16 protein-coding genes are annotated in these 14479 nt (G+C 60.9%); 12 read left to right on the top strand and 4 right to left on the bottom strand.

Annotated elements, in window-relative coordinates:
- The first annotated feature begins 63 nt into the window (after positions 1–63).
- Complete coding sequence (locus AC1DXO_RS05650) at positions 64–498, top strand: ABA4-like family protein (RefSeq protein ID WP_476977120.1); 435 nt, start codon at positions 64–66, stop codon at positions 496–498.
- A 3-nt stretch (positions 499–501) separates the two neighbouring features.
- A complete protein-coding gene (locus tag AC1DXO_RS05645) occupies positions 502–1299 on the top strand; it encodes a hypothetical protein (RefSeq protein WP_476977119.1) in 798 nt (265 codons plus the stop codon).
- On the opposite strand, the gene AC1DXO_RS05640 is transcribed toward AC1DXO_RS05645, so the two are convergent.
- Positions 1288–2331, bottom strand: coding sequence for a DNA topoisomerase IB (locus AC1DXO_RS05640; RefSeq protein WP_476977118.1), 1044 nt, complete (start codon positions 2329–2331; stop codon positions 1288–1290). The two genes, AC1DXO_RS05645 and AC1DXO_RS05640, sit on opposite strands and share 12 nt — an antisense overlap.
- 93 nt (positions 2332–2424) lie before the next feature.
- On the opposite strand from AC1DXO_RS05640, the gene AC1DXO_RS05635 reads away from it, so the two are divergent.
- The 4 genes from AC1DXO_RS05635 (at position 2425) to AC1DXO_RS05620 (ending at position 7532) form a co-directional block, all read left to right on the top strand.
- A complete protein-coding gene (locus tag AC1DXO_RS05635) occupies positions 2425–2958 on the top strand; it encodes an RNA 2'-phosphotransferase (protein ID WP_476977117.1) in 534 nt (177 codons plus the stop codon).
- 42 nt (positions 2959–3000) lie between these two features.
- Positions 3001–3951 carry a biotin synthase BioB gene (bioB, locus tag AC1DXO_RS05630; RefSeq protein WP_476977116.1) on the top strand — a complete coding sequence of 317 codons (951 nt, stop codon included), beginning with the start codon at positions 3001–3003 and terminating at the stop codon, positions 3949–3951.
- 390 nt (positions 3952–4341) lie between these two features.
- Positions 4342–5853, top strand: a complete 1512-nt coding sequence (locus tag AC1DXO_RS05625) for an AMP nucleosidase (RefSeq protein ID WP_476977115.1) — start codon at positions 4342–4344, stop codon at positions 5851–5853.
- A 380-nt stretch (positions 5854–6233) separates the two neighbouring features.
- Positions 6234–7532: an anthranilate synthase component I family protein gene (locus AC1DXO_RS05620; RefSeq protein ID WP_476977114.1), complete on the top strand. Its 1299-nt coding sequence runs from the start codon at positions 6234–6236 to the stop codon at positions 7530–7532.
- Here AC1DXO_RS05620 and AC1DXO_RS05615 read toward each other — a convergent pair.
- The 3 genes from AC1DXO_RS05615 to AC1DXO_RS05605 all read right to left on the bottom strand — a co-directional run bounded on the left by AC1DXO_RS05615 (position 7529) and on the right by AC1DXO_RS05605 (position 9387).
- Positions 7529–8089, bottom strand: coding sequence for a TadE/TadG family type IV pilus assembly protein (locus tag AC1DXO_RS05615; protein ID WP_476977113.1), 561 nt, complete (start codon positions 8087–8089; stop codon positions 7529–7531). The genes AC1DXO_RS05620 and AC1DXO_RS05615 overlap by 4 nt on opposite strands.
- On the bottom strand, positions 8089–8646 hold the full coding sequence (locus AC1DXO_RS05610) for a TadE/TadG family type IV pilus assembly protein (RefSeq protein WP_476977112.1): 558 nt from the start codon (positions 8644–8646) through the stop codon (positions 8089–8091). Before AC1DXO_RS05610 ends, AC1DXO_RS05615 begins: the two co-directional genes overlap by 1 nt.
- Before the next feature lie 258 nt (positions 8647–8904).
- Complete coding sequence (locus AC1DXO_RS05605) at positions 8905–9387, bottom strand: pilus assembly protein N-terminal domain-containing protein (RefSeq protein WP_476977111.1); 483 nt, start codon at positions 9385–9387, stop codon at positions 8905–8907.
- A gap of 378 nt (positions 9388–9765) precedes the next feature.
- Between AC1DXO_RS05605 and AC1DXO_RS05600 the strand changes: the two genes are divergently transcribed.
- The 6 genes from AC1DXO_RS05600 to AC1DXO_RS05575 all read left to right on the top strand — a co-directional run bounded on the left by AC1DXO_RS05600 (position 9766) and on the right by AC1DXO_RS05575 (position 14423).
- A complete protein-coding gene (locus AC1DXO_RS05600) occupies positions 9766–9942 on the top strand; it encodes a Flp family type IVb pilin (protein WP_476977110.1) in 177 nt (58 codons plus the stop codon).
- Between the two features lie 103 nt (positions 9943–10045).
- On the top strand, positions 10046–10216 hold the full coding sequence (locus tag AC1DXO_RS05595; protein ID WP_476977109.1) for a Flp family type IVb pilin: 171 nt from the start codon (positions 10046–10048) through the stop codon (positions 10214–10216).
- 190 nt (positions 10217–10406) lie between these two features.
- Complete coding sequence (locus AC1DXO_RS05590) at positions 10407–10970, top strand: A24 family peptidase (protein WP_476977108.1); 564 nt, start codon at positions 10407–10409, stop codon at positions 10968–10970.
- Between the two features lie 197 nt (positions 10971–11167).
- Positions 11168–12139, top strand: coding sequence for a Flp pilus assembly protein CpaB (gene cpaB / locus AC1DXO_RS05585; RefSeq protein WP_476977107.1), 972 nt, complete (start codon positions 11168–11170; stop codon positions 12137–12139).
- 8 nt (positions 12140–12147) lie between these two features.
- Positions 12148–13722 (top strand): type II and III secretion system protein family protein, encoded by a 1575-nt coding sequence (locus tag AC1DXO_RS05580; RefSeq protein WP_476977106.1) that lies wholly within the window; start codon positions 12148–12150, stop codon positions 13720–13722.
- A gap of 8 nt (positions 13723–13730) precedes the next feature.
- Positions 13731–14423: a CpaD family pilus assembly lipoprotein gene (locus AC1DXO_RS05575; protein WP_476977105.1), complete on the top strand. Its 693-nt coding sequence runs from the start codon at positions 13731–13733 to the stop codon at positions 14421–14423.
- Positions 14424–14479: the final 56 nt, after the last annotated feature.

The following is a 14479-nucleotide window of genomic DNA, read 5'->3' as shown; positions in this document are numbered from 1 at the left end:
GTCGAAATTGCAGTCTATTCCATCTATACACTGTTTAATTCAAATCGCAAAGCGGAGGTTATGATGGCGTCTCATCTGTTTTCCCTTGGCAATCTGCTGGCCATGACCGGATGGCTTGGCCTGCTGGTGGCGTTGTTTGTCGCGCCGGCACGCGGGCCCGTCGTGACGGTCGTGCGCTTCATCATTCCGGGCCTGCTGGCCATCGCCTATATTACCTTGATCGCCTTGGGCCGTGACGCCTTCCACGACGGCGGCTTCGGCTCGATCGCCCAGGTCCGCGCCCTGTTCATGAACGACAACGCCCTGACCGCCGGCTGGCTGCACTACCTCGCCTTCGACCTGTTCGTCGGCGTGTGGATCGTCGAAGACGCTTTAGCCCGCAAGGTTTGGCGTTTGCTCGTCATCCCCTGCCTGGTCCTGACCTTCCTGTTCGGCCCGGCCGGCTACCTGCTCTATCTCGCCCTGCGCGCCTTTCGTACCCAGTCAAAAGGGGCTTGAGTCATGTCTCTCCTGCGCATACTCTATCATCGCCAACCCCTGCTGGCCGTATTCGGATGGCTCATGCTGGCCCTCACCGCGGCAGGCCTGGTGCTCCAGTCCATCGATCCGCGTCAACTCGACGGCGTCGAAGTCTGGGTCAAGCCGACCAAGTTCTTCTTCTCGGTCGCCGTTCTTTATCTGACCACGGCCTGGTTCTTCGGCTATGTCCGGCCCGAAAATCGCAACCGCCCGGCCATGCTGTATGTGGTGTGGATGCTGCTCGTCTTCGGCTGCCTCGAAGACGCCTGGATCGCCTGGCAGGCCGCCCATGGCCTGGCTTCGCACTTCAACACGTCAACCCGGTTTTTCTCTGTCATGTATACCTTGATGGGAATTCTGGCCGTGCTGGGCGTATCGACTTTCCTGCCGCTGGCGTGGGAAATCGCCCGCCGACCCGTCGCCAACCTGCGTCCGGATTATCGCTTCGCCGTTGTCACGGGCCTGGTTCTGTCCTTCGTGCTGGGGGGAGGCGCCGGCATATATATGGGCTCGCAGGATGGTCATGCGATTGGCATAGAAGGCGGGCACTTCCCGATCTTCGGCTGGAATCGCCTGGGCGGCGACCTGCGCGTACCGCATTTCTTCGGCGTCCATATGGAACAGGGACTGCCGCTCTTGGCCGCCGCGATCGCTACCTGGCCGGCACCCGTGCGCTGGTTCGCGATAGTGATGGCTGCAGTTATCGGCACAGCCCTCGCTGTCTACACTTTCGGCCTGGCGATAACAGGTCAGCCGTTTCTGCCGGGCTTAATGAGCTAGTTTTCGCTTCAGGTACTTCAGGACGCAGGCTTCGGCGTCCTGAAGGCTCATCTCCGGCGTCAGGGCGATGTCGCCCATCCGGCCGTCGGCATAGGCCTTGACGATTTCCGGGTGGACATAACACTTGCGGCAAATGGTCGGCGTATTACCCAGCTTTTTCGCCACCGCCTCGATAGCCTCACGGACATTGCGCTTGATCTGGCGATCGCTGTCGCAGGGCTCGAAGTCCTGCAAGGCCACCGCCGCCAGGGTGGTCGCCGCCCAGGTGCGGAAATCCTTGGCCGTAAAGGGCTGGCCGGTGACCTCGCGCAAATAGGCATTAACGTCACCCGAGGTGACGTCGCGCACCACACCGCCGTCATCGACATATTTGAACAGTTCCTGGCCTTCGATGTCGGCGCAGGCCTTGACCACGCGCGCAATGCGGCGATCGTTGAGCGACAGGTTCCATTCCTTTCCTGACTTGCCCATGAAGCGAAAACGGACGGTCGTGCCCGAAATGTCGACGTGATCGTCGCGCAAGGTGGTCAGGCCGAACGACTTGTTCTGGCGTGAATATTCGGCATTGCCGACACGAATGAGCGTCTTGTCCAGCAGGGCGACAACGGTGGCCAGCACCTTGTCGCGCCCCAGGCCACGTTGCGCCATGTGTTCGGACACCGTGGCGCGCAGGGCCGGCAAGGCATCGCCGAAATTGAGGATATGGCTGAACTTGCTTGTATCGCGCCACGACCGCCATTCGGGGTGATAGCGATACTGCTTGCGGCCGCGGGCATCGATGCCGGTCGCCTGGATATGGCCATTGGCATTGGGGCAGATCCACACGTCACGATAGGCCGGCGGAATGGCCAGGCGGCGGATGCGGGCGATCTCTTCTTCATCGCGGATGGGCTCGCCCTTCGGGTCGAGATAGATAAAATGCTTGCCGCGTTTGCGGCGCGTAATGCCGGGTTTGATATCCGTGACATAGCGCAAACCGTGGCTGCGCGCCTGTTTGACATAGTCGATCGAGCGTTCACCGGATTCGTACATAACTGTGAGCCTAAGGTCACTACCGCTGCAAAAACGATGCGGTTCGTTTCAGATGTGCATAAAAAACCGCTGGGCCGTGCTATTGGCGCGGCCATGAACGATATAGAGATAAGCAAATTCCTCAGCCTGGTCCTGCGCCACAAACCACAGACCCTTCGTCTTGAATTGGACAAGCAAGGCTGGACCTCGGTGGCCGATCTGCTGGCCAAGTCCGCCGCGAAGGGTAAAAACATTTCCTTCAGCGACCTGCACCGCGTGGTCGCCAATAATGACAAGAAGCGTTTTACGCTGTCACCTGACGAGACGCGGATCCGCGCCGCCCAGGGCCATTCGGTCGAGGTCGAGTTGGGCCTGGCGCCGGTAACGCCGCCCGACATCCTGTTCCATGGCACAGCGACGCGCTTTGTCGACGCCATTCGCGCCGAAGGCCTGAAGCCGCAAAAGCGCCAGCAGGTTCACCTGTCCCTGGACGAAGACACCGCCGTCAAGGTCGGCCAGCGTCACGGCAAACCGTTTATTTTCCGCGTCGACGCCACCGCCATGCAGGCCCAGGGCCACAGTTTTTTCCGTGCCGACAACGGTGTGTGGCTGACCGATGCCGTCCCACCCCAATTCCTGATTGCCTGATCGGCGCCGTGCGGGCATAAGCCGTCCGACGGAGGACGAGATATGTGGGACATGGACGAAATCACCGAGCTGTTCGACCTGCCCTTTATGGAGCTGGTCTTTCGGGCCGCAACCGTTCACCGCGAAAACTTCGACCCCAATGAAGTCCAGCTGTCGCAGCTTCTGTCCATCAAGACGGGCGGTTGCGCGGAAAACTGCGGCTACTGTTCACAATCGGCGCATTTCGATACCGGCCTGAAGGCCTCGCGCCTGATGGCCGTCGAGTCCGTCCTGAGCGAAGCGCGCAAGGCCAGGGACGGCGGCGCCCAGCGTTTTTGCATGGGTGCGGCGTGGCGCGACCTGAAGGACCGCGATGTCCCGGCCCTGGCCGAGATGATCGGCGGCGTCAAGGCACTTGGGCTGGAGACCTGTGCGACGCTCGGCATGTTGCGGCCCGACCAGGCGGTGGCCCTGAAAGACGCGGGGCTCGACTATTACAACCACAATCTCGATACCTCGCCGGAATATTACGCCAGCGTCGTCACCACGCGGACCTATCAGGACCGCCTTGATACGCTGCAGGCCGTGGCCGACGCCGGCATGAAGACGTGCTGCGGCGGCATTGTCGGCATGGGCGAAAGCCGCGCCGACCGGATGTCCTTCCTGCATCAGCTGGCTGCCCTGGATCATCCGCCGGAATCGATCCCGATCAACAACCTGGTCGCCATTGCCGGCACGCCGCTGGGCGACAAGGTCGGCCCTGACGGCGGCATTTCCGGTCTCGAATTTGTCCGCACCATCGCCGCTGCGCGCATCATGTTCCCGCGCTCCATGGTCCGCCTGTCGGCCGGCCGCACCGAGATGAGCGAGGAATTGCAGGCCCTGTGTTTCCTGGCCGGCGCCAATTCGATCTTCGTCGGCGACACACTGCTGACCACACCCAATCCGCAGCCGGGAACCGATGCCCACCTGATGCGCGAACTGGGTCTCAAGCCGATGGCGATGGGGGTTTAGGCCCTAAGAAAGCAAGAAACCCCACCAGCCTCGCCGGCAGGCACACATCTCGTCAATGCTTCGCTACGCTACGCATTTCCTCGTGTGGTCCCCTCCCCGTCCCTTCGGGCCAGGGATGTATAAGAAAAAAGCATCTTCTTTTACGTCCCTGAATTTCGAAGAAATTTGGGGAGGGGGACCGCCCAAGACATTGCGAAGTGGAGCGAAGCATTGGCGCAGGGTGGTGGTGGGGTTTCTTGCTCTTCTTACTGCGTCTCCCCGCGAAATTAAAATATCGCCTGATCACGTCATCAGAAAATCATCCGCCTGCCCCGTAATGGCAAGGAATCGGTTGCAAAAAGTGACGCGCGTGGCCTTGGCGAAGCGGCGTGACGCTGTTACGCTTCGTGCATGAACAAACATGTGAAAAAAGAGGATGCGATGTTGAATTCCGCATCCGCCATCGTCGGGCAACTAAAGACCCTCTACGCCCAGGCCGTCGCCGCCCTGCAGCAAGACCTGCACGCCTATCTCGAGAACAAGACGCGGCCATCGAAAACACTCCGCGCCGAAGGCCGGTACTGTTATCCGAAACTGACCGTCGTGTGGAAAGGCACCCACCTCGACGAAGCCGACGAACTGCTGGTCCTCAACAGCCGCCACCCCCAGGTCAACCGCGCCTTTGCCCGCTTTTCGCGGCCGGGCAGCTATGCTTCCTCGATCACCCGTCCCGACCTGTTCGGCGACCATATCGAAGAACAGCTCAGCCTGCTGATCCGCGACTACGGCGCCGAATGCTCGGTCAGCCTGTCGGACCAGGAGATTCCCTATCCCTATGTGTTGGACGGCGCCGGGCTGGATCTGAACAGTGTGTCGGCCCTGGACCTGATGCGCCATTTCCCGGCGACCGAACTGGCTCTGATCGGCAATGAAGTCGCCGACGGGCTCGATATGCGCGACCATGACGGCAACCGGCCGCTGGCCCTGTTCGACGGCCTGCGTACCGATTTTTCCCTGGCCCGTCTGCGCCACTATACCGGCACGCCGGCTGAGCATACCCAAAGCTTTATCCTGATGACGAACTACAATCGCTATGTCGATGTATTCGTCGCCCACGCCCTGGAACAACTGCGGCGCCCCGACAGCCCCTATACGGCCCTGTCGTGCTGCGGCAATATCACCATCACCAAGGATACGCCCAATCCGGAAGAGCTGATCGCCAATTCGCCGTGGCGCAAGCACCAGATGCCGGCCTATCACCTCATCGCCGAGGGCCGTCAGGGCATTACCCTGGTCAATATCGGTGTCGGCCCATCCAATGCCAAGAACATCACCGACCACCTGGCGGTCCTGCGCCCGCACGTCTGGCTGATGATCGGCCATTGCGGCGGCCTGCGGCCTTCGCAAAGCATCGGCGACTATGTCCTGGCCCACGCCTATTTGCGCGACGACCATATTATGGATGACGTCCTGCCGCGCGAAATCCCTATCCCGCCGATCGCCGAAGTCCAGCAGGCCCTGACCCAGGCGGCCGTCCGGATTACCGGCGAAGACGGCGACGCGCTGAAAAAGCGATTGCGCACCGGCACCGTGGTCACCACCGACGACCGCAACTGGGAACTGCGCTATACGTCAAGCGCCCTGCGTTTTTCGCAATCGCGTGCTGTGGCCATCGACATGGAAAGCGCCACCCTGGCTGCCCAGGGTTACCGCTTCCGCGTCCCCTATGGCACACTGCTGTGTGTGTCGGACAAGCCGTTGCATGGCGAATTGAAGCTGCCCGGCCAGGCCAACCACTTTTACGAACGCGCCATTCGCGAACATATCGATATCGGTATCGAGGCGATGAACATCCTGCGCGACTTCGGGTCCCGCCTGCATAGCCGCAAATTGCGCGCCTTCGACGAGCCGCCGTTTAGATAGAGCTCAAGCCGCATGGCTCGCGCAAACGTGCGCGACGGGCAGTCGCCCTTGCCAAACTGCAATTGCAGTTTGGAATCGATCGCTCACTCACTAAAAAAGAAGCGGATAACCCGGCGGGTCTGCTCACGACCTCAGGCTATCCGCTCCAGTGCGATCAATGGACCTCCATCCATAGGTTCCGGTCGAGTGGGGGGCCATGCGACGTTATCAACACGTCACCGGGCCTTGTCGCGCCCGATCAAATCCTGATATCAGCATAGTCCCTTAACCCTTCCAATCGAATCAAGTTGCTGTGAATGTTGCGGTTTTTGCCCAGGCTTCAACATATTGTGACGGCCGCACTGCCTTATGTGAGCCCGCGTGACAGGCTGGCTGGCTGGATGCAGCAACCCCGCTGCGCCGGCTTCCTGTCCGATGGCGGAAAGCTCGGCCGCTACAGTTATCTGATCACCGCGCCGCAGGCCGTCGCCGTCCTCGACTACGCCGATGCGGTCGACGCCGGCGACATGTTTAAGGACGCCACGGCTTTTGTCCATCACGATGACTACCGGCCGGACCTGCCGCCCTTTACCGGCGGTCTGGTAGGCCAGGCCTCCTTCGAACTGGGTTTGCGGCTGGAAAGGATGAAACGGCGCCCATTCCGCATCGAAGGCCGGACCACCTGGCCGGAGCTCGTGGTCATGCTGTGTCCGGCAGTTCTGGTCTTTGATCACCACACCCGGAGCCTGCTGGCCGTCGGCCGCGGGGAAACGATGTCGGCGGCGCAAGCGGCCTGCGACGCGATCGCGGCGCAGTGGAACGCAACACCCGAGAGCACGCCCCCACCGCGTCTGGCCGATGGGCGGCTCGATCTGGAAACGCCCGATGAAGTGCATGAGGACAAGGTCGCCGCCCTGGTGCGTCAGATCCATGCCGGTGACCTGTTTCAGGCCAATCTGGCACGCGGCTGGACGGGCCGCCTGCGCCCCGGGGTCGAACCGGGACAGGTGATGCAGGCTTTGCATACCCAGGGCGCGGCGCCGTTTGGCGGATTTCTGCGGCTGGACGCTCGCGCCATGGTTTCCAACAGCCCCGAACGCTTTATCCGTCTCGATGGTGACGGTCGGCTGGAAACCCGGCCCATCAAGGGAACGCGTCCGCGCGGTGCCACGCCCGAGTCCGATGCTGTTCTGGGCGAGGAATTGTTGGCCAGCGCCAAGGACCGGGCAGAAAACCTTATGATTGTCGACCTGATGCGCCATGACCTGTCCAAGGTGGCGCAAATCGGCAGCGTTGCGGTGACCTCCCTGAACGCGTTGGAATCCTACACCAATGTCCACCATCTGGTCTCGACCGTGACGGCGCAACTGGCGGAAGGCCGGACGGCGGCCGACGTCCTGGCCGCGACCTTCCCGCCCGGCTCGATCAGTGGCGCGCCAAAAGTCCAGGCCATGAAGGTGATCAGCGAAATGGAGGCGGCGCGCGGTCCCTATTGCGGATCGTTGTTTTTCGTCGATGCCGGCGGCGCCATGGATTCCAGCGTCCTGATCCGCACCCTGGCCTTCGAGCATGACGACAGTGGGCGGTGGCATTTCCGCGCGGCGGCCGGCGGGGGCATTGTCGCCGACAGCGAACCCGTGGCCGAGCGCATCGAGACGGAGACCAAGCTGTCCTTGATCAAACGGGTATTGGAAGCTTAAGTTTTCGTCACAGCCGCGCCATTACGCGGATGGTGATAGAAGACTTCCTTGAAATTTCTCTGATCGGGGAACAGTTCGGGCATGAAATCACCGAACGGCGACGTGTATTGATACTGCACTTCCGTCATCATCAGATATTCGCCCTGCGATATCTGCGAGGTCGTGATCGCCGTTATGACCGTACCTGCCGTCAGGTCGCTCAAACCCTTGCCCTTCGACCAGACCACCACCGCCTTGTTGGAGGTGTTCATGGTCACTTCGGTCAGGCGCATCTTGAGCGGCGTCGTGCTGAAAGGTTGCAGCATCGATGTGCCGATGGCCCACAGGTCGGTGATATTGCTATCCGACAGGCTTTCCGATTGCGCGGCCAGGTCGCCGATCGTGGCAGCCAGGTGAGAGGTGCGGCGCGACGCCATCATGCCAAGGGTCAGTTCCGCCAGGCCGAGATAGGCCATGATCAGAAGCGGCGCCACCATGGCGAATTCGATGGCCGACACGCCCCTCTCATCCTTGAGGAAAGCTTTCAGCGAGATCAGGCGGGCGAGGCGACGTAACATCAGAAGGGCTCATTCCGGAAGACGACCTTGGCCGTGATCACCGCATCCTGGTTGCTCAGCGTCGTCAGGCCGGCATTGAGGAACGGTGTGATCAGAGGCCACTCGTAATAGGCGCGGACCAGTTGGATCTTGGAAGCGCCGCCGATATTGTATTTGAAATTGGCGGTATCGAAAGCGCCGTTCTTGAGCAGATCGGTCGTCGGAACATCGGCAAAATTACTGTAGGTGGTGACGTCGACCTTCAGGCTGCCCATGCAGCTGGCGGACAGCCAGCCCATATTGTCGCAGATCTTTTGCTTGAAGGCGGTCACGGACGTATTGGCCGAGGTGGTCAGGCCGGTGCGGATCTGGCGGGACGCCACGTCGGTGGCATTGTCGAGCGTGACCGACAACAGGATCACCATGGCCAGTTCGATACAGGCACAGATAAGGAAAACCAGAGGGCCGGCGACCAGGGCAAATTCCACCGCGGCCGCGCCGTCACGGCTGCGGGCAAACCCTTTCAGGAAAGGCGTAACAGAAGGGATACCCTCGTGCGGTTTGGTGTTCTTGCTCATCTCAATCCAGATATTGCAGGCCAAGTCTTACACGTGCGCGGTCAACAGTCCGTTAAGGCCCTCATGGAAATAACAGAGTGTTCCGAAACGCCACCTGCCGGTGGATTTGCAAAAGGCGTGCCGTCGAGCGGCACGCCTTGCAGTCTTTTCGTTTCCAAGTTGCGACTTTGCAACTTGGCAAGGGCGACCGCCCGCCGCGCACGTTTGCGCGAGCCATCGGGGGCGCCCGTGCGACGGCGCTTGAGCTCTATATAGGCTCTATTGGGCGGCCATGGCGGCAGGGCCGGAAACGGCCGGTGCCGGAGCGGGCGCAAACGAGACAACGTTCGGTGCCGCGGCGCCCGCAGCCGTGGTCGCCGTCACGTCTTCGGCGACACAGACATTGGAACAGACCAGCAGGGACGGTGTCAGGCCCTTGTAGACGGTAATGGCGCCGCGTTGCGGAGCGGTCACGGTGACCTCACCGTCGAACAGGGAGCGGCCATCGCGGCCGGTGACATTGACAGCGCTGCTGCCGAACCCCTTGCCGACAATATATATGGTGCGCGAGTCGATGACCGTGACGTCGGCAATATCCGGATTGCCGACCACGACCGACCCGGCCGAGGCCGACAGCGTAACCCGCAGTGTATGGTTCTTTTCCACCGCGACTCTCTGCCCGGCCACAGCCAGACCAGGGACCAGGGACGCTGTAAAGACGCCCAGCGCCGTCAAAAGCGTTACCGAAATTATCTTTTTCATATGTGCGGCCTCTGTTCAGGTCGATGACTGCGGCCGAATGCGGCCGCCTGACAGCTATAATATAGGGGCGGACGTGAGCGCCCGGTTATGAAAGAAGGTATATAAGAAATCTTTAAATTTACTAAACACAATATTAATAAGAATATTTTCGTTTTAATTCAATCATAAACTTCCTTAATTGTAATTAAGGTTAATTCAAATTTACAGTAAAGCAATATTAACTATAGAAAAATTTCAAATATGCTTCGTTATTTACTTGGATTTAATCAAACGACGCTAAATTGATCTCGTGTTCGGGAGCATTTGAGCCACTCAACCGGTCCCCCGATACGATGAATGGATCAACTGCTTTACATTTTTTTACCCAGGAGAAACCACATGACCAAGTTCTTCAATCGCTTTGCCAAGGACGAATCCGGCGCCACCGCCATTGAATATGGCCTGATCGCCGCCTTGATCGCCGTTGCCCTGATCTCGATCCTCGGCACGCTGTCCGGCTCGCTGCAAGACACCTTCCAAAAGGTCTCGGACGAACTCGACACCGCCAACGCGTAAGTCAAGACTTCGAACTAAAGTATTACCGGTCCAGGCCGGCATCTGGGGCCGCAGATAAGCAGTTATCTGCGGCCTCTTTTCATTCCGAAAGACACCCCAAGCCATGTTGCGGCGATTTTTACAGGATGAGAGCGGGGCCACAGCCATAGAATACGGGCTGATCGCGTCACTGCTGTTCCTTGGTATAGTATCGGCGATAGCGGCCTTTGGCGACTCGATGACCTCCATGTACGAAAAAATCCGCGACGCCACCGAAGAAGTCACCAATCGATAATCTTCAATTTCCGGCCCGGCCGGCGATTTAAGCTGGGTGCCGTAAGCATATTTTAAGCCTGTTTCTTTACAATAACATGGTCCCCTGAAGGACCACCCCGAAGTGCCGCGAAACGATCGGCGCGGAGCCCGGTGGCCGCCATCGCGACCGGCCGCCGCCGGACGCATTTACCACATGCGAGATACCGTCCGTGCAACTTCCCCCCATTGGCATACCCCTGCTCTTCGCTTCGATCTATCCGGCCTGCCTGGTCTGGGCGGCGGACAACGACGCCCATAGCATGACCATTCCCAACCGGACGAACATCATCCTGGCCCTGGCATTCCTGCCGGCTGCGTTATTGGTCGGACTGCCTCTGTTTGATCAGGGAACGTCGATTTTCGACCTGATGCACCGCAGCGATATTCCAGGCCACCTCGTCATGGGCATGATCGGATTTATCCTCGGCGTCGCCCTGTTTTTCTTTGGATTCATGGGTGGTGGCGACGCCAAGCTGATCGCCGCCGTGTCTCTGTGGTTCGACTTCAACGGTTGGGTCGCGATGCTGATCTATACCGCCCTGGCCGGCGGCGCCCTCACACTGGGCCTGGTGGTTATGCGCAAATTCTTCTGGGGCGTAGCGTCGAAATTGCCGCCCTGGGTGGCACAGCATTTCGATCCGAAAGGCAAAATTCCGTACGGCCTGGCCATCTGCGCCGGTGGATTGCTGGCCATGCCGAAGGGCGATATCTTGGCCTTGCTGATGCACGTTTAGCAGGATTGATTAACCATCGCGTGGGTCATTTCGGCACACCCCAGCAAAAAATGCGCCGTTTTTCAGGAAAACGACACGCGTTCTGGTTTCTTTAGGTGAGTGTTAACTAACCTTAAGCCAAGCTTTCCCCAATCTGCAAGCAAGCCGACCTGGCTGCGCTATTGCGCGCCGGTCACGATAAAAGGGAAGTTCCGGGCATGAAGACGTCACGCTACGTCGTAATGGGAGTCGCGGCCGTCGCCGCCATACTCCTCGCCTTTCTGGTCCGCGGCATGATTTCGGGCAAGGGCTCGCATGAAGCCAAGGCCTCCGTTGAAGCACCGCCGGCGCAACAGATGGCCCGCGTCCTGATTGCCGTTCATGAGATCAAGGCCGGCACACGCATCACGGAAGCCGACCTGACCTGGCAGGACTGGCCGGTCAACTCGCTCAACCCTGCCTATATTGTCGATGGCGGCATGCCCGCCTCGGTGACCGCCGCAGCTACGGCCGATGGTGCTGCCGCCGGCGCTGAAGGCGCACCCGCCGCGCCCGTCGTGACCAAGGAAGCCAAGACCGGTGTCGCCGGCAAGGCCGGTGATGTCGTCCAGGCCGTTGCTGACAAGGTTGCACCCTCGGCCAGCAAGGAAGCCTATGTCGGCGGCGTCGCCCGCGAGGACATCCTGGCCAATGAACCGATCATCGATGCCAAGATCGTCCGCGCTGATGAAGGTGGCTTCATGGCCGTCATGCTGCAACCCGGCATGCGCGCCCTCGCCGTTCCAGTCAGCGTCGACAATACGGCCGGCGGCTTCATCCTGCCAGGCGACCGCGTCGACATCCTGGTCACGCACCAGCTTCAGCGCCAGGGCGGCGGCGGCGGGACGATCGACAGTGTCCAGCCCGTTCTGCGCAATATCCGCGTGCTGGCCATCGACCAGCAGGTAACCACCGAAAAAGACAAGCAAAGCGTCATCGGCGCCACGGCGACCCTCGAGGTTACGCCCCAGGACGGTCAGGTTGTGACCCTGGCCAAGGCTTCCGGCACCCTGTCGCTGATGTTGCGTTCCTACGCTGACGCCGCCGGACCTTCGGGCGCGGTGACCATGGCGCCCACCGGCAGCAATGATGACCAGCCGGTCCGCGTCTATCGTAATGGCCAAGCCACAGAGGTGACGGTATCCCGATGAGCTCTTTCATGAAGTCCTTCGTTAAGGCGCTGCCGGCGGTGACAACCGCCACCGCCCTGGGCGCCCTTCTCACGGTCGCCGCCCACGCGGAACCCGTGCCCTACCGGTCGCTGTCCGGAAATGGCAATGCCGGAGGCGGCATGACCGTGCAGACCCAGTCCGCTCCGGTCAAGACGCAGGTCCTGCGGCTGCCCAAGGGCCGTTCAGCCGTCATCGACCTGCCGGTCGACGCCGCCGACGTCTTCGTCTCCAACCCGGCCGTGGCCGACGCCGTGCTGCGTACGCCGCGTCGCATCTTTGTGCTAGGCGTGGAAGGCGGACAGAGCGACGCCATCTTCTTTGACGGCATGGGCCGCCAGATCCTCAACCTGTCGATCCGCGTCGAAGCGGCGACCGACGAGCTGGGTGACACGGTCCACCGCCTGTTCCCCAACAGCCATGTCGACGTCCAGAGCCTGAACGGTCGCATCATCCTGTCCGGTCTGGCGCAGTCGGACGGCCAGGCCGACCAGATCCTGCATCTGGCAGCCAGCTACGCCGCCAAGCCCGAAGACGTCATCAACCTGATGAGCATTGCCGGCAAGGACCAGGTCACGCTGAAGGTGCGGATCGTCGAGGTCGAGCGTTCGGTGATCAAGCAACTGGGGCTGGCGACCGACGTCGTCTATAATAACGGCACGCAATCCTATGCCTTCGGCCGCGCCAATTCCTATGGCGCCACCGGCACTTTCCAGGGTGGAAAGGGCATGTGCTACAATCAGAACAATACGGTCAAGACGACGACCACAGTTGATGATTCGATCACGACACCGATCAATGATCCGAATACCGGCGTGACCGGCACCCTGACCGACGCATTTACCTCGACTTTCGACAGACTGCGCGGCATGAACAATCTGTCCTGTCTGCAGGCCTTCGAACGCGTCGGCCTGATCCGCACCCTGGCCGAGCCCAACCTGACCGCCGTGTCGGGTGAAGCCGCCAAGTTCCTGGCCGGCGGCGAATTCCCCGTCCCGGTGGCCCAGGACAGCCAGGGCCGCATCACCGTCGAATTCAAGCCCTTCGGTGTCGGCCTGGGCTTCACCCCGGTCGTTCTGTCGGGCGGTCGCATCTCGATGAAGCTGTCGACCGAAGTGTCGGAACTGACCAATACCGGTTCCTTTGCCCTGAACAGCAACTTCACCATCCCGGCGCTGAGCGTCCGGCGCGCCGAAACGACGGTCGAAATGCAGTCGGGCTCGTCACTGATGATCGCCGGACTGCTGCAATCCAAGTACAAGCAGTCGATCGACTCTCTGCCGGGCCTGACCTCGCTGCCGGTCCTGGGCGCCCTGTTCCGTTCGCGTGACTTCCTCAATGACGAGACAGAGCTGGTCGTCATCGTGACGCCGTACATTGTCGATCCGACCCATCCCGACCAGATGCAGACCCCGGCCGACAACCTGGAGCCCGGCAGCGACGCCGCCGACGTCTTCCTGGGCCGCATCAACAAGGTGATCGCCGCCGGCGCCGAAACCTCCGGCAGCCCCGTAGCCGCGCCGACCGGGCCCTACTCGGCCCCCATCGGCTATGTGATCGAATAGGAAACGCCATGACCCAGGTTTTCACACCCCGATTCGCGCTGCTGACCTCGGCCCTGCTGGCTGCGGCCTCGTTGTCCGCCTGTGCGACCACCGGTTCGCAGGCCCGTATGGACCGGCCGGACCCGGTCACGCCGACGGAGCAATACGCCCTGACGGCCCAGGCTCAGGTCGACGCCATCAACCTGCGCATCAATCCAACCGGCATCTCGGCCAACCAGGCCCGTGCGCTGGATCAGGTCGCCTCGCGGGCATCCTGGACCAGCGGTGAGCCGGCCGATATCCAGATCATCACCAGCGGCGATCCCAACGCCATGGCGGCCGGTCAGTCGGTCGCCGGCTATCTGGTCGGCCGCGATGTTCCCGGGGACTCGGTCAGCACCTTCAGCGTCCAGGACCAACCCGCCGATATCATCACGGTCAATATCGTCAACTACCGGGCGCGTACCTATGCCTGCAACCAGAGCTGGGAAAACCTGGCGGCGACGCGCAACAATACGCCGTACAAGAATTTCGGCTGTGCCGTGACGTCGAACCTGGCCGCCCAGATCGCCGATCCGCGCGATCTCAACGGCCCGGCCACCGCCACCTCGACCGACGCCTCGCGCAAGTCGGTGATTCTCGACAAATACCGCAAAGGCGAAGTCACCTCGGCGACCAAGGACGACCAGAGCAACGGCGCCATATCGCAAGCTATCAAGTAAAATTGGCTATGCCTGATCCTGGCCGGATGACGGACCCAGGAAAACGGACTTAGCCA

This window comes from Asticcacaulis sp. P2_C5 (assembly GCF_056404555.1).
Note: the sequence above shows the minus strand (reverse complement) of the source record. Positions and strands in the feature narration are given on the sequence as shown.

Excerpts from the sequence above, each read along its gene's own strand:
- AC1DXO_RS05650 (WP_476977120.1), top strand. The coding sequence starts at position 64 with ATGGCGTCTCATCTGTTTTCCCTTGGCAATCTGCTGGCCATGACCGGA.
- AC1DXO_RS05645 (WP_476977119.1), top strand. The coding sequence starts at position 502 with ATGTCTCTCCTGCGCATACTCTATCATCGCCAACCCCTGCTGGCCGTA.
- AC1DXO_RS05640 (WP_476977118.1), bottom strand. The coding sequence starts at position 2,331 with ATGTACGAATCCGGTGAACGCTCGATCGACTATGTCAAACAGGCGCGC.
- AC1DXO_RS05635 (WP_476977117.1), top strand. The coding sequence starts at position 2,425 with ATGAACGATATAGAGATAAGCAAATTCCTCAGCCTGGTCCTGCGCCAC.
- bioB (WP_476977116.1), top strand. The coding sequence starts at position 3,001 with ATGTGGGACATGGACGAAATCACCGAGCTGTTCGACCTGCCCTTTATG.
- AC1DXO_RS05625 (WP_476977115.1), top strand. The coding sequence starts at position 4,342 with ATGAACAAACATGTGAAAAAAGAGGATGCGATGTTGAATTCCGCATCC.
- AC1DXO_RS05620 (WP_476977114.1), top strand. The coding sequence starts at position 6,234 with ATGCAGCAACCCCGCTGCGCCGGCTTCCTGTCCGATGGCGGAAAGCTC.
- AC1DXO_RS05615 (WP_476977113.1), bottom strand. The coding sequence starts at position 8,089 with ATGTTACGTCGCCTCGCCCGCCTGATCTCGCTGAAAGCTTTCCTCAAG.
- AC1DXO_RS05610 (WP_476977112.1), bottom strand. The coding sequence starts at position 8,646 with ATGAGCAAGAACACCAAACCGCACGAGGGTATCCCTTCTGTTACGCCT.
- AC1DXO_RS05605 (WP_476977111.1), bottom strand. The coding sequence starts at position 9,387 with ATGAAAAAGATAATTTCGGTAACGCTTTTGACGGCGCTGGGCGTCTTT.
- AC1DXO_RS05600 (WP_476977110.1), top strand. The coding sequence starts at position 9,766 with ATGACCAAGTTCTTCAATCGCTTTGCCAAGGACGAATCCGGCGCCACC.
- AC1DXO_RS05595 (WP_476977109.1), top strand. The coding sequence starts at position 10,046 with ATGTTGCGGCGATTTTTACAGGATGAGAGCGGGGCCACAGCCATAGAA.
- cpaB (WP_476977107.1), top strand. The coding sequence starts at position 11,168 with ATGAAGACGTCACGCTACGTCGTAATGGGAGTCGCGGCCGTCGCCGCC.
- AC1DXO_RS05580 (WP_476977106.1), top strand. The coding sequence starts at position 12,148 with ATGAAGTCCTTCGTTAAGGCGCTGCCGGCGGTGACAACCGCCACCGCC.
- AC1DXO_RS05575 (WP_476977105.1), top strand. The coding sequence starts at position 13,731 with ATGACCCAGGTTTTCACACCCCGATTCGCGCTGCTGACCTCGGCCCTG.